We start from the raw sequence: 20,163 nt of genomic DNA, 5'->3' as shown, positions 1-20,163 counted from the left end.
AGAACGACATGAAGATCTACCAGCCCATGCTCTTCGTCGGACTCGGCGGCACCGGCGGACGCATCGGCACCGAGCTCGAACGCAGCCTGCGCCGGGAGCTGTGCGGCCCCGACGGCACCGACCTGGTCGACGGCGGCCGCCGCATGCCCTTCCAGCTGCCCGACTGTCTCCAGTTCGTCTACGCGGACTTCAGCGAGGCCGAGCTGCTCAACTACCCGCAGTTCAAGGCGAAGGGCGCCGAGGGCGCCGCCTTCGCCCGTACCTCCCGGATCGTCCGCGACCTGCTGCCCACCGACTTCGACTCCTCGCCCGAGGTGACGCGCATGCTGCGCGTCTCCGTCCCCGAGGAGACCCGGCTCTGGCTGCCGCCGAAGGCCCGTGAGCCGCGCGTCGCCCCGCTCAACAACGGGGCGGGACAGCTGCCGACCGTCGGACGCTCCGCGCTCTTCGCGACCCTCCGCTCCGGGCTCGAACCCGTCCTCCGGCAGCTCCGCGAGGCGATCGGGTCCATCGGGCAGGCCGCGGGCGACCTGCGGCGGGTCGGTGGCGGCAAGATCCGGGGCTGCGACGTGTTCGTCGCCTTCTCCGTCGCCGGCGGCACCGGGGCCGGCATCTTCTACGACTTCATCCACCTCATCGGGCACGAGTTCCGCAACGCCCGGGTGCCCGGGGTGAAGATCTACCCGCTCGTCGTCATGCCCTCCGCCTTCCCGCCCGAGGCCGGCGGCGGACGCGAGGCCGAACTCAACTCCGCCCGCGCCCTCGTGGACCTCTCGCGGCTCGTCGACGACCAGAACGTGCCCGACGCCGTCGACCAGGTCGGGGACGTCGAGGACCGGGGGCGGCTCAGCGTCACGTACCCCGGCGACGGCGTCGTGGCGCTGCGTCCCGCCACCATGCAGACCGCCTTCCTCTTCTCCAAGCCCTCCGTCATCAACAGCGAGGACCTGCGGCGCTCCATCGCCGCCATGGTGATGTCGCTGATCGGCACCGACCTCGGCCAGGACAACGGCTCGGCGACCCGCGCCGAGGAGGACTACCAGTCCTTCGCCGCCAGCTTCATCAACAAGGCCGTGGAACGCTCCACCCCGGCCCGTACCGGCATCGGCTACCGGGGCATGTCCACCAGCCTCGCCGCCGCCCTCACCGTGCCCGTCGACGACCTCGCCGAGATCGTCGCCGCCCGGCTCCTCGCCCAGGCCGTGCGCGGCATGACCGAACGGGCCCGGCGCCCCGACCGGGAGGGACAGAACCACGTCAGGGAGCTGTTCAACCGCTCCGGCGTCGGCCGCCTCTGGACCCGGGACGCCCCGGACGTCCCCCTGCCCGAACAGCTCCCCCGGGGGAAGACGAGGATCACCCAGGAGCTGCGGAACCGGCTCGGGGACATGGAGGAGTCCCTGCGCCGCCTCGACACCGGTCTGGCCCGCGAGATCCCGCGCCTCACCGAGGACTTCAGGCCGAGCGCGGGGGTCCGCGAACTCCTCGGCTCCATGGACCCGTTCCAGATCAAGGTGATCCTGTCAGGTCTGCCCGGCCACCCCGACCGGGTGGCGAGGGAAGGCTTCACCGGCATGATCGACAACCGGCGGAACGAACCCGAACGGCCCCCGAACGTCCACACCGCCGCCCCCAACATCCCTCCGATCAAGGGCCCGGTCGGGGGGGTCGTGCCGGCCCGGTGGAGCGACCCCGACGTCCAGGACGCGCTCGCCGCCCAGCAGGCCTGGTACCAGTGGCGGGCCCGCACCCTCTGGCACCACGGCTGGCAGAACGGCGAGGCCCAGTGGCGGCCCTCCCTGAACAAGGCGAGCTCCGAGGTCGCCGAACTCGTCAAGGCGCTCCGCGACCACGAGCAGGACGAGGGCAAGGCCTTCGCCGACAGCCGCCGCGACCTCTACCGCGACGACCGCGCCGGCATCGCCTATCTGCTGCCCCCGCAGAACACCCTGCGCGCCTTCTACGACGACGTCGTCGAGCGGCTCGCCCAGAGCGAGGGCCTGCCCGAGTCCTCCGACGCGGCGAACCTGCTCGGCCGGATCGTCGGCCCCGAGGACTGGCGACGGGCCCTCGACGCGGTCCGCCGGTCCTCCGGCGCGGCGGTGAAGGAGATCAAGCAGGTCGTCGAACGACGGGTCAAGCGGCTCTTCGGCGAGGCCAACGAGGACGCGTTCGCCCGCCCCCTGCTGCCCTCCATGGAACTGCTGCTCCGCGCCGCCGCGGGCGACGAGACCGCCGAGGCGAAGGTCGACGCGCGCTGGCTCGACCAGTTCCGCTCCCGCCTCGCCGGACTCATCCCGGTGGGCTTCGTCCCGGACGGCAGCGGACCGCTCAAGATCCTCATCGTGCATCCGGCGAGCGAGTCCGACGGCCGCGCCCGCGAGTACCTGGAGCAGGCGCTCAACCTGCCCTCCCGGGTGGCCCCGGAGAGCCGGGCCGGTGACACCGACTCCATCACCGTCGTCTTCTTCCGCAGCGGCATGAACCTCACCGACATCTCCGAGGTCCGCAACGTCCTCAGCCTCTGGTCCGAGGCCCGCGACTCGGCCGGCGAGGAGGACTTCCTGCACTGGCGCCAGCGGCTCGGCTACGAGGACGACTGGCTGGTCTCCACCGAACACGACCGGCAGCGCATCCTGCACCGGCTGCTCTGCGCCATGTGGAACGGGCACATCGACACCGAGGGTCCGGCCGGCTCGCCCCACCGCGTCCGCATCCGGCTGCAGGACGGCGAGTCCGCGGCCATGTCCCTGCGGCTCGAGGACTTCGACGGCTCGCTCACCAGCTGGGCGGGGCTGCTGCGCGCGTACGAGCGGTGGGCGCTGCTCGACGAGGGGCAGATCATCGAGCAGTTCTGCGAACGCCTCATGCAGGCCCTGCCCAAGGGCCTCGCGCAGGTCCCGGCGCCGCCGTCACCGCTCTTCACCCACTTCGTGGAGCAGGTCGCGCCACGCCAGCTCGCCCTGATCGACCAACTCGTCGCGGAGTACGGGGAGTACGGCGATTCGGAGATCGAATGGCTCGCTCCGTTGCGCCACTTCTGGGAGGTCACCTTCCCCGGCGCCCTCGACATGCGCTTCCCGAGGTCGGCCCGGCCGACCCGGAAGAGCCTGCGGGCGCTGTTCGAACGGCACGCGCCACGGGCCGGCACGGTGCCGGGTCAGAGCCGGGGCCAGGGACAGAGCCAGGGACAGGGCCAGGGACAGGGCCAGGGCCAGGGCGAGGGCGGCGGCCCGCAGGGGGTGCGGCGGCCCCGGGCGTACGAGAACGGCGCCCGTCCCGCGCACGAGAACCGTTCCCGTACGGCCTACGGGAACGGCACCGCGCCCGACCCCCGTACCGCCTACGGGAACGGAGACGCCCCCGGCCCTGGCCCGGAGGCGCAGCCGCCCCGGCGGCACTCCGCCTTCGAGGGCGAATGGGAGAGGGAACCCGAGCCGGACTTCGGCCCCGATTTCGGACCCGTCTTCGGCGACGAAGACGGCCCCGACTTCGGTCCCGATTTCGGACCCGCCTTCGGCAACGAGTTCGGCGACGAGTTCGGAGACGACGCCGGACCCGACTTCGGCGACGAGCCCTACCGCCGCGGCCGAGCCGGGGAGGCGGAGTGACCGCGCGCGTCCTGCCCGAACGGCCGCTGCCCGGCCACGCCGTCTGCCTCGACCTGCGGACGGCGGGGGCGTACGACCCCGACGCCGTCGTACGCGCCGCCCTCGACGCCCCGCAGCCCGGTGGCGAGCGCCGCTTCCTCGTCCTCGACGAGGCCGACCGGCTCGTCTCCCACCAGCTGCTGTACGAGCGGCTCTCCTCCTACGGGCCCGCCCACATCGTCTGCCTGGCCGTCGGGGTCAGGGGCGAGCGGACCGTGCGCCGCACGCTCACGCTCCGCCCGCCCGCCGCCGGTGTCCTGTGGGTGTTCGACACGACGGAGGAAGGCGTCCCGGCCGAGGCGGTGCTGCGTCCGCTCGTCGACGTCCTGTCCACTCCCGAGGTCTTCGACGCGGTGCTGCGCGCGCTCGGCGAGGTGGTGCACGGCGTCGCCGTGCCCGCCGTGCGCGTCCTGGAGCACGACCTCACCGAGGAGGCCCGGGCGCGCGCCTGGCGGCAGGCGGTGGAGGGGCTCACCGGCCCGGAGGTCCCGGCCGGCGCCGCCTCGGCCGAGCAGGTGCCGCCCGCCCTCGCGCTGCTGCTCGACGAGGGCCTGCCGCGCTCGCTCGCCGACCACCGCTGGCTGCCCGCCCAGGGCCGGGCGGGGCTCCGGCTCGCCACCTGCGACGACGCCGTCCAGGACGCCGTCGACGGCTACCGACGGGTGCGCGGCGCGGCCGGACTCCTCACCGGCGCCGGCCGTACGGTCGACCTGCCCGGGGACATCGAGCGGGTGGCGGGGGAGCTGGAGCGGTTCCGGATCGCCGTAGCGGACGCGTTCGCCGCCGCGGGCGGCAGCAGGCTCACCGTCGAGCACCGGGGAGTACTGCGGGAACGGGGCATCGAACTGCCCGAGATGCCACGGGAGATCTCGCGGGCCGGAATCGTCCCCGCCCTGCGCGACCACACCCACGAACTGATCGGCAAGGGACTGCCGTTGCGCTCCGTGGCGGCCCGGCTCGCCGCGCTCTCCGCACGCACCGCGCCCGTCGGCAGCGCCTCCCGGCTCGCCCGGCTGGACGCGATCTGCGGCCCTGAGCGGCTGCGGCGGCTCGGCGGCCGGTACCCGTTCACGGCCGGCGGTTCGCGGCCGGTCGCCTTCGCCGTGACCGGCCTCCTGGCCCTGCTCGCGGGGGTCTGGCCGGTCCTCGGCTGGTTCCTCGGCCCGGCCGTCGGTGTGCTCGCCGCCGGGCTCGCCCATCTGATGCTGCGCCGCAGGCCCAACCGTTCACCGGACGGGCGGATCGACGGCGGCGGTGCCACGGGGGCGGCGCCCCGGCTCTTCGGCGGCGTGCTCGGCGGTCTCGTCGGGGCGGGCCTCGGGCAGTTCCTCGGCCCGCCGCTGTGGGCGGGGGCGGTGGCCCTCGTGGTGTCCGTCGCGGTGGTCGTCCTCCTGGCGCTGCGCGACTGGAGCCGTGCCGTGGACGACTGGTGGGCGCGGGCGGACCCGGAGGACGCCTGGCGGATCCTGCGCGAGGTCCAGGGCCTGGTGGTCACCACCGCCGTGCACGACTGGCTCTTCGCCGAGGTACGGCACCACTGCTCGGCGGGCGCCGGCGCGGTGGCCCGGCTGCTCCGCGGCCTCGCGGACACCGCCGACGCGCACGGCCGGGGGCCGTCCCACGCGAACGGGCCGGGGTACGCGTACGTGCCGTCGGCCGACTCCGCCGACACGGGGGAGGGGGGATCCCGGAAGCGGGCCGCCGGGCCGCCGGAGGCGGACGGCGTTACCTCGTCGTGGAGTTGGGAGGACTGGGGGGACGGCGGCGCGGACGACGTCTGGTCGGACATGGACGAGGAACCCCCGCCGCCGGTACGGGCGCCCGCACCGCCGGCGAACGGGTCTCCGTACGCGGCCGACCCGTTCGGCCCCTCAGGGCCGTTCGGGACGTCCGTCCCCTCCGACCGGGACCCCGCCGTCGCCCGCGGCGGGGCGGCATGGGCCGGACCGGACGTCGGCCCCGAGCCCGCGCCCGCCTGGCTGGAGCGGCGGTACGGCGACGGCGGCCCCCTCCTCGTCGACACGCTCGTCGGCGACCTCGTCGCCGGGACCCTCCTGATCCTCGACCGGTGCTGGGCGGGCATCGAGCGTGATCCCGGAGCCGTGGTGCCCGCGGTCCATGAGGAGCGCATCGCGGAGCTCCTGGACGAGACCCGGGTGCGTCTGGAGCGTGACGTCGCCGCCTCGCCGCCGCCCCGGTACGACGGCCTCCGTGACCAGGACGCGCTCTCCGGCCTCGCCGCCTTCACCGACCGTTCCGACCGGCCCGACGCCGCCCGGCTCACCGGCGTCGCGCCGGACGCGGTGGCCCGGCTGGTCCTGGCCGAGGACGACCCCGCCCGCACGGTCGCGCTCTGCGGCCCGGAGCACATGCGCCTGCTCTCCCACGACCCGGTCGCCGCCCGGCAGGTCCGGTTCGTGCCGGAGGCGATGCGGCGCGGGGCCGCCGGGGACGACATCTGGCGGGGCATCGCCGAGGACGTCGTATGGACCGGCGCGGGACGCCACGCCGGAATCCTCCGCCTCGTACCACTGCGCGCGGACGTCGTGCACACCGTCCGCGCCGAGGAGGCGGGAGAACCGTGACCGACCCGAACCATCCGAACGACCGGCGCGACCCGAACCACGCGGACCATCCGGGCGACCGGCGCGACCCGGGCCGTCCCGACGACCGGAACCACGCCGCCGGCCCGAGCGGGCCCATCGGCCCGGACCATCCCGACCACCTGAGCGAACCGAGCCCGCCGCCCCATCCGTACTACCAGGAACTGGAGTTCCTCACGCCGAGGGAGGCACTGAGCCGCTTCGTCGTGCGGTACGGGGAGGACCACAGGCCTCCCGGGCGCCCCGGGTTCCTCGCCCGCCGGGCGGACCTCGGGTCCGGCGGCGTGCCCGTCGTGCAGTACCGGCTCGCCTCGTCCGCGCAGGGCGACCCCCAGGCGTACGGCCTCCTGGAACGGGAGGTGGCGGCCTCCGTCGCCATCGAACGGCGGTACGGCGGCGACAAGTTCGTCGGCATCCTCACCCGGATCGTCGGCTTCGACCTGACCGCCGCCGAACCCTTCGTGCTCTACCGACCGCCGAGCGGGCGTCCGCTCTCCGACTGGGCGGGCCGGCTCGGCGCCGAGGACCAGGAGCGGATCACCGGCCAACTCGCCATGGCCGTACGCCTCCTGGGTGATCTCGGCCTCGTCCACCGGGCGATCACACCCGAGAACGTCCGGTGGGACGGTGCCCGCGTGCGGCTCTGCGAGCCGTACGCGTCGCTGCGCGCGGGAGAGGCGCGCGAACCCTTCGGGGCGGCCCCCTGGGCCTCGCCCGAGCAGCGCGCGGGGCGCGGCACCGTCGACCCCCGCGACGACCTGTGGTCCGTCGCCGAACTCGCCTACTACCTGCTTTCCGGCCGCCCCGACCGTGGGGAGGGCCCTCCCGCGGACCTCGCCGACTACCGGCGCCTCGCCGCTCTCCAGCACAGCGGTCTCTTCTCCCCGATCGCGGCGGAACGACCTCACCCGGCCGAGCTGTTGAGGCTCCTGTACGTGCCCGACCCGCTCGCGGCGGCCGGGGCCGACGCGGCCGATGTGCTCGAACCGTTCCGCGCCCAGTACGACGCCCAGCTCGCCCGGAAACACGCACTGTCCGGGCGGAGCCGACCCGGTTCGGGTCCGGCCGGTGAGGCCCCGGAGGCTCCCGCCCGGGATTCCCGCCCGTCCCGCCCCTCCCTGATCAGCAAGATCTTCGGCGGCGGGGAACCACCCCGCCCCGCCGCACCCCGCGCCGCCGAACCCCCCCGCGCGTCCGCCCCGCCCTCCGAACTCGTCCAGGCCCCGCCGTCACGCAGCCGGATGTGCCCGCACTGCCTGCTCCCCGTCGAGTACGACGAACGCCTGCTCGTCACCATCGACCCCAAGGGCAACCGCATCCCGCTGGACCTCAGCGCCGAACGCCGGCCCGCCCACCGCGCGGACGCCCTGCGCAAGGCCTACCACCTGTGTCCGCACACGGTGGACGGCGACGAGGGGCACGAACTGCCCCTGCCCTACCTCGTCAACGGCGAGCCGCTCTCCATCGCCCTGGTCGGCAGCTCCTCCGTCGGCAAGACCCACCTGCTCGCCGCCATGCTGGGCGAGGTCGAACTCGGCGGCCTCGAACCGTACGGACTGAAGTGCCTGCCGCTCAACCCCGAGGCACACCGCGCCTATCTGCGCGAACGCGTCCAGAGCCTGCAGCAGGGACGGCAGTTGGGGCGCACAGGACAGCAGACGTTCGCCCGCTTCGCCGACGGCCTGCTCGTCTCGGCGGGCGGCGCCACACCCCGGCCCGTCGTCTTCTTCGACCTCGCGGGCGAGGACCTCGCCCAGGACAGCGAGGTCGGCCGCTTCCTCATGGGCGTCGACGCCTTCATCTTCGTCCTCGACCCGCTGCGCGCGCTCCGGCTGCCCTCCCTCGAACCGGTACGGGAACAGAGCGGACTGCGGTTGCGCGAACTCGGCGACGAGGCCTTCGCCACCGTGCTCAACCGGATCCCCCGGCAGCGCGGCGGACTCGTCGCCGCCCCCGCCGCGCTCGCCGTCAACAAGAGCGACCTGGTGCGCTTCGAACCGGTCGTCGACCGCTGGCTCGGCCGCGCCCTGCCGGGCCGCCACGACCCCGCCGCGGTACGGGCCGAGAGCCGGGACGCGTACGCCTTCCTGGCCCAGGGGGCCAGCCCCGCCTGGCTCAAGCCGTTCGACGACTGCGCCGACTGCACCCTGCACTTCGTCGCCGCCACCGGTGGGCAGGCGCGCGGCGACCGATTTCCGCACGGGGCCCGGCCACGCCGGGTCCTCGCGCCACTGCTGTCGCTCTTCGCCCTGTGCGGGCTGCTGCCCGGGGCGGAACCCGCGGGACCTATGGAGGGGATCGGCCGATGACACGGTCGGAGAACGAGGTCGACCAGATCGTGTTCCGGTGGGACAGCGAGAACCTCACCGGCAGCACCGGCTTCGGACCGGTGGCCTGGTCCGGGCCCCGCGAAGAGGCCGAGAACCTCTTCCGGACCTCCGGGCCCGTGCTGCGCGCCAGCGGCGAGGAGACCCGGCCCGCGCTGATCCGGCTCCAGCGACGCTCGGAGGTGATGCTGATCCACCGCACGCCGTTCACCGACGCCGACGGCGGGACGTCCGTGCTCTGCCACGCCCTCGTCGGCTCGCCCGAACTCCTCGAACCCGCCACCTGCCTCGGGCTCCACGCCTGGAACTGGGAGGGCGCGGCCATGGACGGCGCCCGGGTGCGCGGGCAGCTGCCGGTGATCCCGGAACGGGTCCTCGTCCCCGCGACCGGCCGCGGGCAGGGGGAACTCGACAGCGCCCTGGAGCACGCGGTCGATGAACTCACCGGGATGGTCGCGGAGTTGCTGCGCCACCCGGACGAGCGCTTCACCGTCCTGGACGAAAGCGGCGACACCGCGGGGCCCGTGCTCTGGGGGCTGCACAGCATGTTCGGCGCGCTCACCGGCCGCCGGTGGACCTTCGCCACCCATGACACCGTCGAACTCACCGCGCTCCGCTTCGTGTTCGTCGGCCGGTGGTCGGGCGCGGCGAGCCGCAACACCGACCGGCGCCGCGTCGACCCGCGCGAGCGCTTCGGCGACCGGGCGGAGGAGATCGCGGCCCGGCTCGTCCGCCACCACCTGACGGGCGTCGCGGAGGGGGAGGGCCAGGAGTACGCGGTCGGCAGCGCCCTGCACGGGGCCTCCTCCGCGCGTGGCGGCTCCCTCCTGGACACGGCCGCGCGGGCACTGGACGTCCTCGACCGCCGCCACCCCGGCGGGTACGCGGCGCCCGCCCCGGCGCCCACGGGCCAGGCGTCACGGCCCCCGGCCCCGATGGAGTCCCGCACCCCGGCGCCGCCGGCGCCGTCGGCACCGGAGACCCGGAGGACGTCGGGCCGGAACCGGGGATGGGGCCTGGGGGGCCGGACCGGCGACGACGCCCCACCGCCGAGGGACGACACCACGGCCGACCGCCAGGGGGCCCGTGACGCGGCCCCCGCCGGGGGAGACCCCCGAGGGGCGGGCGGCCCCGGTCCGTACGAGAGCCCGGACGACTGGTTCCGCCCGGACCGGCCGGAGCCGGCCCGCCCCGGCGCCCTGGCGACACCCCAGGACGGCCCGCGGACAGGACCGCCCCGCCGCCCGGACCCTTCCCACCCGCCCACCCAGAACGACCAGCCTCACCCGGCCCCGGATCCCACCCCGTACAACCCACCGCGCCCTGCTCCGGAGCCCGACGCGTACCGCCCGCCTCAGCCGACCCCGGAGCCCGACGCGTACCGCCGTTCGTCCCAGCCGACCCCCGAGCCCGACGCGTACCGCCGTTCGTCCCAGCCGACCCCCGAGCCCGACGCGTACCGCCCGTCTCACCCGACCCCCGAGCCCGACGCGTACCGCCGTTCGTCCGAACCGGACCCTGGCCCCGACCCGTACCGCCGTTCGTCCGAACCGGACCCTGGCCCCGACCCGTACCGCTCCTCCCGTCCGGCGGCCGAGGCCGACCCGTACCGCCGACCCTCGGTGGAGCAACAGCCCGCCCCGCCCCGCCCGTCCCACCCGACCCCGGAGCCGGGCCCGGACGGCCGCGACGCCGCCGATCGTGAGCCCCGCCCCGTCTCCTCCACCGCCCCACCGGCCCAGGAGCAGTCCCGGCCCCCCGACTTCCCCCCGTACCGCCACGATCTCTCCAAGGGGCCCTTCGAGTCCGGCGTCCGCCCGTCCCCGGCCGCGGGTGCCGACGCGTACCCCCGTCCCGTTCTCCCCGTCGTCGCGCCCGCGTGGACCGGGCCGGGGGCGGCCTCGGGGCGGGCCTGGGGTGCCGTCCGGGGCCGTGGGCGGGAGCGGGAGGCGGAGACCGGACTCGTGCACAAGCTGCCCGCCGCGCGCACCGTGGACGAGGCGCGCGAGCTCGTCGAGCGCGGTGGCAACCGCGAGCTGCTCGACTCGCTGCGCCGCCCGCAGGCGTACGTCGTCCTCACCCTCCTCCTCGGCGAGGCCGCCCGGCGCCTGCCGTCCTGGGAGCATCCGCTGCGCCGGGAGCTGTGCGAGGTGGCCATCGGCCAGGAGTTCTGGGCCGTCGCACCGGCGGGCGCCTCCGCCGACCCGTCCGACCCGCCGGAGGAGCAGCGCGCGGCGAACGCCGCCGAGCTGCACCGCTGGGCCGTCCGCCCGCTCCTCGCCGGCGGCGACGCCCCGGTCGGCACCGTGGGGGAGCTGCTCGCCCGGCTCCGCATGAGCCCGGTGCCGTCCGCCCGCGAGACCTTCTGGCTGATCGTCGACGACGAGCGCCCCGGCCTGCCGGAAGCCGTCTGGCTCACCCTCCTCAAGGACGCGTACGGCCTGCCGCGTACGGCGCGCCGCCCGGGGCCGCCCGCACCCGGGGCGGTCACCGGCGACCCGGACGATCCCGGCAACGGCTACACCCGTCGCTTCCTGCGCCGCGCCGGGCTGCTGATCGGCGGCATGGTGGCGGCGATCCTCCTGCTCGTCGGCGTGCGGGGGTGGTTCGGCTGACCGAGGCCAAGACCGGGACCGAGAACAAGGCCGGGACCGAGAACAGGGCCGGGACCGAGGCCGGGACCGCCGCGAGGCGCGGGAACTCCGCCCGCCACGCGACGCGTCCCGGCCCCGCCTGTCCCGAAACACAGGCCACGGGCGCCCCGCTCCGTCAGGATGGGCGCATGGGATTCCACGTCGATTCCGAGACCGGGCGGCTGCGCCGCGTCATCCTGCACCGGCCCGATCTGGAGCTGAAGCGGCTCACCCCGACCAACAAGGACGCCCTGCTCTTCGACGACGTGCTCTGGGTGCGCAGGGCCCGTCAGGAGCACGACGGCTTCGCGGACGTACTGCGCGACCGGGGCGTGGAGGTGCACCTCTTCGGGGACCTCCTGAGCGAGTCCCTCGACGTGCCCACCGCACGCGCGCTGGTGCTCGACCGGGTCTTCGACGAGAAGGAGTACGGTCCGCTCGCCGCCGACCACCTCCGTGCCGCGTTCGACTCGCTGGACGCGGGCGCGCTGGCCGAGGCGCTCATCGGCGGGATGACGAAGCGGGAGTTCCTGGCGGCGCACCGGGAGCCGACCTCGGTCCGTTTCCACGCCATGGACCTGGACGACTTCGTCCTCGGCCCGCTGCCGAACCACATCTTCACCCGGGACACCTCGGCCTGGATCTACGACGGCGTCTCGATCAACGCGATGCGCTGGCCAGCCCGGCAGCGCGAGACCGTGCACTTCGAGGCGATCTACAAGCACCATCCCCTGTTCACGGGGGCCGACGCGGGCGCCTTCCACCACTGGTCGGAGGGGCAGACCGACTACCCCTCGACGATCGAGGGCGGGGACGTGCTCGTCATCGGCAACGGCGCCGTGCTGATCGGGATGAGCGAGCGGACGACGCCGCAGGCGGTGGAGATGCTGGCCCGGGGCATGTTCGCGGCGGGTTCGGCGCGCACGATCATCGCGCTCGACATGCCGAAGCGGCGCGCGTTCATGCACCTGGACACGGTGATGACGATGGTCGACCAGGACACGTTCACGCAGTACGCGGGGCTCGGGATGCTCCGCTCGTACACCATCGAACCGGGGGACGCGGGGCAGTCCCTGCGGGTGACCGACCATCCGCCGGAGCAGATGCACAGCGCCATCGCCGCGGCGCTCGGCCTCCAGGACATCCGGGTCCTGACGGCCACGCAGGACGTGCACGCGGCCGAGCGCGAGCAGTGGGACGACGGCTGCAACGTGCTCGCGGTGGAGCCGGGGGTGGTCGTGGCGTACGAGCGGAACGTCACGACCAACACGCACCTGCGGAAGCAGGGCATCGAGGTGATCGAGATCCCCGGCAGCGAACTGGGCCGGGGGCGGGGCGGCCCGCGCTGCATGAGCTGCCCGGTGGAGCGGGACGCCGCCTGACGTCTCCCAGCGCCGGCCCCGGAACCGGTTGGGTCTGCATATGAACAGGCAGGGCCGGGCTGTATATAAATGTTGAAGTGCGTATACACTTCCAGGGTCCCTGATCGTCGTCCCCGATCGCCGACCCCTCGACCGTACCCACAGGAGCGCGTCCCATGGCCACTGACCTCATCGGCCGCCACTTCCTCAAGGAGCTGGACTTCACCGCCGAGGAGTTCCGCGGCCTGATCGCGCTCTCCGCCGAACTCAAGGCCGCCAAGAAGGCCGGCGCCGAGGTCCAGCGGCTGCGCGGCCGGAACATCGCGCTGATCTTCGAGAAGACCTCGACCCGCACCCGCTGCGCCTTCGAGGTCGCCGCCGCCGACCAGGGCGCCGCCACCACCTACCTGGACCCGGCCGGCTCCCAGATGGGCCACAAGGAGTCGGTCAAGGACACCGCCCGCGTCCTCGGCCGGATGTTCGACGGCATCGAGTACCGGGGTGACGGCCAGGACGTCGTCGAGGAGCTCGCCGCCTTCGCCGGCGTCCCCGTCTTCAACGGCCTCACCGACGACTGGCACCCCACCCAGATGCTCGCCGACGTGCTCACCATGACCGAGCACACGGACAAGCCGCTGGACGCGGTCTCCTTCGCCTACCTCGGCGACGCCCGCTTCAACATGGGCAACTCCTACCTGGTCACCGGCGCCCTGCTCGGCATGGACGTCCGGATCGTCGCCCCGCGGGCGTACTGGCCGGCCGAGGAGGTCGTCGCCGCCGCCCGCGAGCTCGCCGAGACCAGTGGGGCCACGGTCACCCTCACCGAGGACGTGGCCGAGGGGGTCCGGGGCGCCGACTTCGTCGCCACCGACGTCTGGGTCTCCATGGGCGAGCCCAAGGAGGTCTGGGACGAGCGGATCGCCGCCCTCGCCCCGTACTCCGTGACGATGGACGTGCTCCGCGCCACCGGGAACCCCGACGTCAGGTTCCTGCACTGTCTGCCGGCCTTCCACGACCTGGGTACGGACGTGGGGCGCGACATCCACGCCCGGCACGGCCTCACCGAGCTGGAGGTCTCCGACGAGGTCTTCGAGTCGGCGCACTCGGTCGTCTTCGACGAGGCGGAGAACCGGATGCACACGATCAAGGCGGTCCTGGTCGCGACGATGGCCGGCGGCCCGCTTCCCACGGCGATCCCCACGGTGATCCCCGCGGTGCTCCCGAAGGCATAGCTTTACGCCCGATTGGGTCAATATGCGTGGTGCGGTTTACGATCGCACCCTTACAGGGGGTTCGGGCATACGTGTCCGAACCCCCTGACGCGTGCCCATGAGAGATGAGAACCACCGCATGACCCCGTCCGCCTCGCGGATCAAGACCCCGCAGCAGCTCCTCGCCGAGTCCGGCGCCGACCTCGAAGGTCACGGCCTCAAGCGCACCATGGGCCTCTTCCAGCTCGTGTGCTTCGGCGTCGGCGCGATCGTCGGCACCGGAATCTTCGTCGGCCTCTCCGACAGCGTCGCCGAGGCGGGGCCCGCGGTGGTGATCTCCTTCGTCCTCGCCGCGATCACCTGCATCTTCACCGCCTTCTCCTTCGCGGAGCTGGGCGGCGCGATCCCGGTCTCGGGCTCCTCGTACTCCTTCGCGTACGCGAGCCTCGGCGAGCGGGCCGCCTTCCTCGTCGGCTGGTGCCTGCTCCTGGAGTACGGCGTCTCGGTCTCCGCGGTCGCCGTCGGCTGGAGCCAGTACCTCAACGAACTGCTGGAGAGCCTCACCGGCTGGCAGCTGCCGGCCGCGCTGTCCGCCGGGCCCGGCGAGGGCGGGGTCGTCAACGTGCCCGCCGTGGTCGTGATCGCGCTCGCCGCCACCCTGCTGGTGCGCGGGGTCCGGGAGAGCGCGCGGGCGACCGCCGCCATGGCGATCCTCAAGATCGGGATCCTGGTCGTCTTCTGCGCCATCGGTTTCTCGGCCTTCCAGGCCGGTCACCTCTCGCCGTTCGCCGAGCACGGCATGAGCGGGATCACCGCGGGCGCCTCGGTGGCCTTCTTCTCGTACATCGGCTTCGACGCGATCACCACGGCCGGCGAGGAGGTCAAGAACCCCCGCCGGAACATCCCGGTCGCCATCCTCATCTGCATCGGGCTCGTCACGCTGCTCTACTGCGCCGTCGCGCTCTCCGCGATCGGCGCCCTCGGCGCCGACGCCGTGGCCGGTCAGCCGGCGGCGCTCTCGCTGGTCGTCGACCAGGTCACCGGATCGTCGGTCGGCGGCGGGGTCATCGCGTTCGGCGCGGTCGTCGCCATCGCGTCCGTCGTCCTCGCGGTGATGTACGGGCAGACCCGCGTCCTGATGTCGATGTCCCGCGACGGTCTCGTGCCCCGCGTCTTCGAGCGGGTCTCGCCGAAGTCCGCCACTCCGGTGGCCAACACGTGGATCGTGGCAGCGGTCTTCGCCGTACCGGCGGCGTTCGCCTCGCTCGACGTGGTCGTCAACCTGACCACCATCGGCACGCTCGCCGTCATGGCGGTCGTCAACCTCGCGGTGATGGTGCTGCGGCGCCGGAACCCCGAGCTGCCGCGCTCGTTCCGGGTGCCGCTCTTCCCCCTGAGCCCGATCCTCGGCATCGGGTTCTGCCTCTACCTGATGTGGGGCACGGGCTGGACGACCTGGCTGCAGTTCGCCGGATTCCTGGTCGTCGGGACGCTGGTGTACGCGGTCTACGGGCGCCGCCACTCGCGTCTTGTCACCGCTCCGAGCGGGGGCGCTGCGCCGGTATCCCCGGCAGGGTGAACCAGACCGCCTTGCCCTGCGCGGTGGGGCGGTGGCCGCAGTCGCTGCTGAGGGCCCGGATGAGGAGCAGGCCCCGGCCGTGCTCCTGCCAGGGGTCCACCTCCCCCGGCGCGGGACAGACGAGCTCGTCCGGACGGGCGGGCTCGGCGTCGTGGACCTCGATCTGACAGCCGCCGGGTGTGGCGAGCAGCTCGACGACCAGCTCGATGGGGCCGAGGCCGGCGGTGTGCTCGACGGCGTTGGCGACGAGCTCGGCGGTGAGCAGCTCGGCGGTGTCGCTGTCGGGGCGGCCGGCGGTCTCGGGGTCGACGTCGGTGAGAACGGTACGGATCAGGGCACGGGCGATCGGCACGGCGGCGGTGGTGTGGGGCAGCCGGACACGCCAGGAGACGGCGGGTCCGTGTCCGGTGGGTCCGGTGGGTCCGCTGGGTCCGGCGGTTCTGGCGGGCCCGGTCGGTCCGGCGGGTGGGCCGGCTGGGGGTCCGGTGGCTTCGGGCATGGGGGCAGGCTCCCTTCACCGAGTGGGGGTGGGCGAGTGGGGTGGAGGCATCCCGAGACGTCCTGGTTTCAACCTTACGAGGCGCAATTTATTTCTCCAGAGGCGCCCCTCCCTGATGGGCGGGGACCTCCGTCATCGGCTGCCGAGGACCTTCTGCGGGGCATCCTCATCCCTCCTTTATCGCGTACTCGTGACGATGGTCACAGGAGAGTGATACCCTCCGAACGGAGGAAGGAGGCCGTTCCGGATGAGCCCCTTTATCGGCTCCACGCCCCGCACGGCACGCTGGCACCATCTGCGCGTCGACATCGACCGGGGTGTCGCCACCGTCACGCTGGCCCGACCCGCGAAACTCAACGCCCTCACCTTCGGCGCCTACGCCGATCTGCGCGACCTCCTCGCCGAGCTCTCCCGCGAGCGGTCCGTCCGCGCGCTCGTCCTCGACGGCGAGGGCCGCGGCTTCTGCTCCGGCGGTGACGTCGACGAGATCATCGGCGCCACGCTCGCGCTCGACACCGCCCAGCTCCTCGACTTCAACCGGATGACCGGCCAGGTCGTCCGGGCCCTCCGCGAGTGCCCCTTCCCGGTCGTCGCCGCCCTCCACGGCGTCGCGGCGGGCGCCGGGGCCGTCCTCGCCCTCGCCGCCGACTTCCGGATCGCCGACCCCACGACCCGTTTCTCCTTCCTCTTCACCCGGGTCGGGCTCTCCGGCGGCGACATGGGCGCGGCGTATCTGCTGCCCCGGGTCGTCGGCCTCGGCCACGCCACCCGGCTCCTCATGCTGGGCGAGCCCGTCCTGGCCCCCGAGGCCGAGCGCATCGGCCTGCTCTCCGAGCTCACCGAGGAGGGCGGGGCGGGGGAGCGGGCCGCCGAACTCGCCCGCCGCCTGGCCGACGGCCCGGCACTGGCCCTCGCCCAGACGAAGGCGCTGCTCACCTCGGAACTCGACATGCCCCTGGCCGCCTCGATCGAACTGGACGCGGCCACCCAGGCCCTCCTGATGACCGGCGAGGACTACGCCGAGTTCCACGCCGCCTTCACGGAGAAACGCCCTCCCCAATGGCGGGGGTGCTGAAGATGCCGGCTCCCGGGCGGGACCCGGCTCCCGGGCGGGACCCGGGCCCCGCCGCGAGCCCGAGCCCCGGCCCCCGCCCCGCCCGCGGCGGCCCCGCCCTCTCCCGTATCGCCGTCGTCGGTGGCGGGCCCGGCGGGCTCTACGCCGCCGCGCTCCTCAAGCGGCTCGACCCCGCCCGTGAGGTCACCGTCTGGGAGCGGAACGCTCCCTCCGACACCTTCGGCTTCGGCGTCGTCCTCTCCGACGAGACCCTCGGCGGCATCCGGGAGGCCGACCCCGTCGTCCATGAGGCCCTCGGCCGCGACATGGTCCGCTGGGACGACATCGTCGTCGTCCACCGGGGCCACCGCACCACCTCCACCGGCCACGGCTTCGCCGCCCTCGGCCGCCGCCGGCTCCTGGAGATCCTGCACGCCCGCTGCACCGACCTGGGCGTACGGCTCCGCTTCCGCACCGAGGCCCCGCCCGCCGACGTCCTCGCCGCCGGCCACGACCTGGTCATCGCCGCCGACGGCGTCCACAGCCGCACCCGCGAGGCCCACGCCGCCCACTTCCGTCCCCGGATCACCACCCACCGCTGCCGCTACATCTGGCTCGCCGCCGACTTCGCCTTCGACGCCTTCCGCTTCGAGACCGCCGAGACCGAGTACGGCGTGATGCAGCTGCACGCCTACCCCTACGAGGCCGGCGCCTCCACCGCCATCGTCGAGATGCGCGAGGAGGTGTGGCGGGCCGCCGGCTTCGACGAACTCGACGAGGCGGAGTCCACCGTCCGCTGCGCGAAGATCTTCGCCGAGGCGCTCGGCGGCCGGGAGCTGCGCTCCCACCGCTCCGCCTGGACCGCCTTCCGTACCGTCGTCAACGAGCGCTGGTCGTACGGCTCCACCGTGCTCATCGGCGACGCCGCCCACACCGCGCACTTCTCCATCGGCTCCGGCACCAAACTGGCCGTCGAGGACGCCCTGACCCTGGCCCACAGCCTCCGCGACCACCCCACCCCCGCCGAGGCCCTCGCCGCCTACGAGGCCGAGCGCCGGCCCGTCGTCGAGTCCACCCAGCGCGCGGCCACCGCCAGCCTCCAGTGGTTCGAGGAGCTCGCGGGCCACGTCGACCGGCCGCCCCGCCGCTTCGCCTTCGACCTGCTCACCCGCAGCCGCCGCGTCACCCACGCCAACCTGCGGCTCCGCGACCCGGCCTTCACCGCCACCGTCGAACGCGACTTCGGCTGCCCGCCCGGCACCCCGCCGATGTTCACGCCCTTCCGGCTCCGCGGACTGACCCTGCGCAACCGGATCGTCGTCTCCCCGATGGACATGTACGTCGCCGAGGACGGCGTCCCCGGCGACTTCCACCTCGTCCACCTGGGGTCCAGGGCCCTCGGCGGCCCCGGACTCGTCATGACCGAGATGGTCTGCGTGAGCCCGGAGGGCCGGATCACCCCCGGCTGCACCGGTCTGTGGACCGACGAACAGGCCGCCGCCTGGAGCCGGATCACGGCCTTCGTCCACGGGCGGGCACCCGGGGCCGCGATCGGTGTCCAGCTCGGCCACTCCGGCCGCAAGGGCTCCACCCGGCGCATGTGGGAGGGCATCGACCAGCCCCTGCCCGAGGGCAACTGGCCGCTCGTCGCCGCCTCGCCCCTCCCGTACCGCCCCGGCGTCAACCAGACCCCACACGCCCTCGACCGCGCCGGACTCACCGCCGTGCGCGAGGAGTTCACGGCCGCCGCCCGCCGCGCCGCGGGCGCCGGCTTCGACCTCCTCGAACTGCACTGCGCCCACGGCTACCTGCTCTCCGGCTTCCTCTCCCCGCTCACCAACCACCGCACCGACGGCTACGGCGGCGACCTGACCGGCCGGCTCCGCTTCCCGCTCGAAGTCTTCGACGCCGTACGGGAGGTGTGGCCCGAGGACCGCCCCATGACCGTCCGCGTCTCGGCCACCGACTGGGCCGAGGGCGGGACCAGCGACGAGGACGCGATCGCCGTCGCCCGCGCCTTCGCGGAGCACGGCGCCGACGCGATCGACGTCTCCACCGGCCAGGTCGTCCCCGACGAGACCCCCGCCTACGGCCGCTCGTACCAGACCCCGTACGCCGACCGGATCCGCAACGCGACCGGCGTCCCCGTGATCGCGGTCGGCGCGATCTCCTCCTGGGACGACGTCAACTCCCTGCTCCTGGCGGGCCGCGCCGACCTGTGCGCACTCGCCCGCCCGCACCTCTACGACCCGAACTGGACCCTGCACGCCGCCGCCGAACAGGGCTACGAGGGCCCGGCCGCCCCCTGGCCCGCCCCGTACCGCGCGGGCAACCGCCCGCCCCCGACCGGCCGTCGGGGATGAGGGGCGCCCCGGGGCGGTGTCCGTGGACGCCCGCGCATGCGGGGGCGACGCGCGAGCATGGTCGGCGCACCACCCCCTGCTCTTGAATGGGGACATGACAGAGCAGCGGGGTGGGAAGGGTGCCGGGGCGGTCCTCGGCGCGGCGACGGTGGCGACCGGACTGGTCGCGGGGGTGTGGTTCGCGTACGTGTGCTCGGTGATGCCGGCACTGGCGCGCAGCGACGACCGGGTCTATGTCGACGTGATGCGGGACATCAACGAGGTGATCCAGAACCCGCTCTTCTTCACCTCGTTCTTCGGCGCGACGATCCTCGCGGCGGTGGCCGCCTGGCAGCACCGCGCCGGCCGGGCGCGGATCTGGACGCTCGCGGCGCTCGTGCTCTCCGTGGCGGTCTTCCTGGTCACCTCGGCGGCGAACGTGCCCCTCAACGACGCGCTCGCCGCGGCCGAGGACCCCACGGCCGCCCGGGCGGCCTTCGAGGGCCCCTGGGTGGCGTGGAACCTGGTCCGCGCGATCCTCACCACGGTGGGCTTCGCCTGCCTGCTCCGGGCCCTGGCGGTACGGTCCCGGCCTCGGGGTTAGTCCCCCGACGCCGCCCCGGACACGAACGGGCGGACGAATTCCGCGCCACGGTCCCGCAGCAGCTCGTGCAGGGCCGTGAAGACCTCGGCCGAGCGCCGGCCCGGCCAGTCGTCGGGCAGGAGTTCGGGCGGGAGCACCGGGTCCGCGTACGGCAGCCGGCGCCAGGAGTCCAGGGCGAACAGATAGTCCCGGTAGGCCGCCTCGGCGCCTCCCGCGCCTCCCGCGCCTCCCGCGCCTCCCGCGCCTCCCGCGCCTCCCGCGCCTCCCGCGCCTCCCGCGCCTCCCGCGCCTCCCGCGCCT

12 protein-coding genes are annotated in these 20,163 nt (G+C 74.1%); 10 read left to right on the top strand and 2 right to left on the bottom strand.

What is annotated here, in order from left to right:
• Positions 1 to 8 precede the first annotated feature (8 nt).
• The 7 genes from ACIP8Z_RS29225 (at position 9) to ACIP8Z_RS29195 (ending at position 15,364) form a co-directional block, all read left to right on the top strand.
• Positions 9 to 3,611, top strand: coding sequence for a tubulin-like doman-containing protein (locus ACIP8Z_RS29225; RefSeq protein ID WP_402088672.1), 3,603 nt, complete (start codon positions 9 to 11; stop codon positions 3,609 to 3,611).
• Positions 3,608 to 6,235, top strand: coding sequence for a hypothetical protein (locus ACIP8Z_RS29220; protein ID WP_402088670.1), 2,628 nt, complete (start codon positions 3,608 to 3,610; stop codon positions 6,233 to 6,235). The genes ACIP8Z_RS29225 and ACIP8Z_RS29220 overlap by 4 nt, the downstream gene beginning before the upstream one ends.
• Positions 6,232 to 8,562: a hypothetical protein gene (locus ACIP8Z_RS29215; protein ID WP_402088668.1), complete on the top strand. Its 2,331-nt coding sequence runs from the start codon at positions 6,232 to 6,234 to the stop codon at positions 8,560 to 8,562. The genes ACIP8Z_RS29220 and ACIP8Z_RS29215 overlap by 4 nt, the downstream gene beginning before the upstream one ends.
• Complete coding sequence (locus ACIP8Z_RS29210) at positions 8,559 to 11,195, top strand: hypothetical protein (protein ID WP_402088666.1); 2,637 nt, start codon at positions 8,559 to 8,561, stop codon at positions 11,193 to 11,195. The genes ACIP8Z_RS29215 and ACIP8Z_RS29210 overlap by 4 nt, the downstream gene beginning before the upstream one ends.
• Before the next feature lie 167 nt (positions 11,196 to 11,362).
• Positions 11,363 to 12,595, top strand: a complete 1,233-nt coding sequence (locus tag ACIP8Z_RS29205; RefSeq protein WP_402088664.1) for an arginine deiminase — start codon at positions 11,363 to 11,365, stop codon at positions 12,593 to 12,595.
• Between the two features lie 155 nt (positions 12,596 to 12,750).
• Positions 12,751 to 13,806, top strand: a complete 1,056-nt coding sequence (argF, locus tag ACIP8Z_RS29200) for an ornithine carbamoyltransferase (protein ID WP_402088661.1) — start codon at positions 12,751 to 12,753, stop codon at positions 13,804 to 13,806.
• A 118-nt stretch (positions 13,807 to 13,924) separates the two neighbouring features.
• On the top strand, positions 13,925 to 15,364 hold the full coding sequence (locus ACIP8Z_RS29195) for an amino acid permease (protein ID WP_402088659.1): 1,440 nt from the start codon (positions 13,925 to 13,927) through the stop codon (positions 15,362 to 15,364).
• On the opposite strand, the gene ACIP8Z_RS29190 is transcribed toward ACIP8Z_RS29195, so the two are convergent.
• Entirely contained in the window at positions 15,318 to 15,863 is a 546-nt protein-coding gene (locus ACIP8Z_RS29190) for an ATP-binding protein (protein ID WP_402088657.1), read from the bottom strand. The two genes, ACIP8Z_RS29195 and ACIP8Z_RS29190, sit on opposite strands and share 47 nt — an antisense overlap.
• 247 nt (positions 15,864 to 16,110) lie before the next feature.
• On the opposite strand from ACIP8Z_RS29190, the gene ACIP8Z_RS29185 reads away from it, so the two are divergent.
• The 3 genes from ACIP8Z_RS29185 (at position 16,111) to ACIP8Z_RS29175 (ending at position 19,863) form a co-directional block, all read left to right on the top strand.
• Positions 16,111 to 16,938, top strand: a complete 828-nt coding sequence (locus ACIP8Z_RS29185; RefSeq protein WP_402088654.1) for an enoyl-CoA hydratase family protein — start codon at positions 16,111 to 16,113, stop codon at positions 16,936 to 16,938.
• Positions 16,939 to 16,940: 2 nt separating this feature from the next.
• Complete coding sequence (locus ACIP8Z_RS29180) at positions 16,941 to 19,280, top strand: bifunctional salicylyl-CoA 5-hydroxylase/oxidoreductase (RefSeq protein ID WP_402088894.1); 2,340 nt, start codon at positions 16,941 to 16,943, stop codon at positions 19,278 to 19,280.
• A 94-nt stretch (positions 19,281 to 19,374) separates the two neighbouring features.
• Positions 19,375 to 19,863: a DUF1772 domain-containing protein gene (locus ACIP8Z_RS29175; RefSeq protein WP_402088652.1), complete on the top strand. Its 489-nt coding sequence runs from the start codon at positions 19,375 to 19,377 to the stop codon at positions 19,861 to 19,863.
• Here the strand turns inward: ACIP8Z_RS29175 and ACIP8Z_RS29170 are convergent.
• Positions 19,860 to 20,163 (bottom strand): PaaX family transcriptional regulator C-terminal domain-containing protein (locus ACIP8Z_RS29170; RefSeq protein WP_402088649.1); only part of this gene is annotated, 304 nt, incomplete at its 5' end. The genes ACIP8Z_RS29175 and ACIP8Z_RS29170 overlap by 4 nt on opposite strands.

This window comes from Streptomyces sp. NPDC088553 (genome assembly GCF_044752965.1).
Lineage (GTDB): Bacteria > Actinomycetota > Actinomycetes > Streptomycetales > Streptomycetaceae > Streptomyces.
Note: the sequence above shows the minus strand (reverse complement) of the source record. Positions and strands in the feature narration are given on the sequence as shown.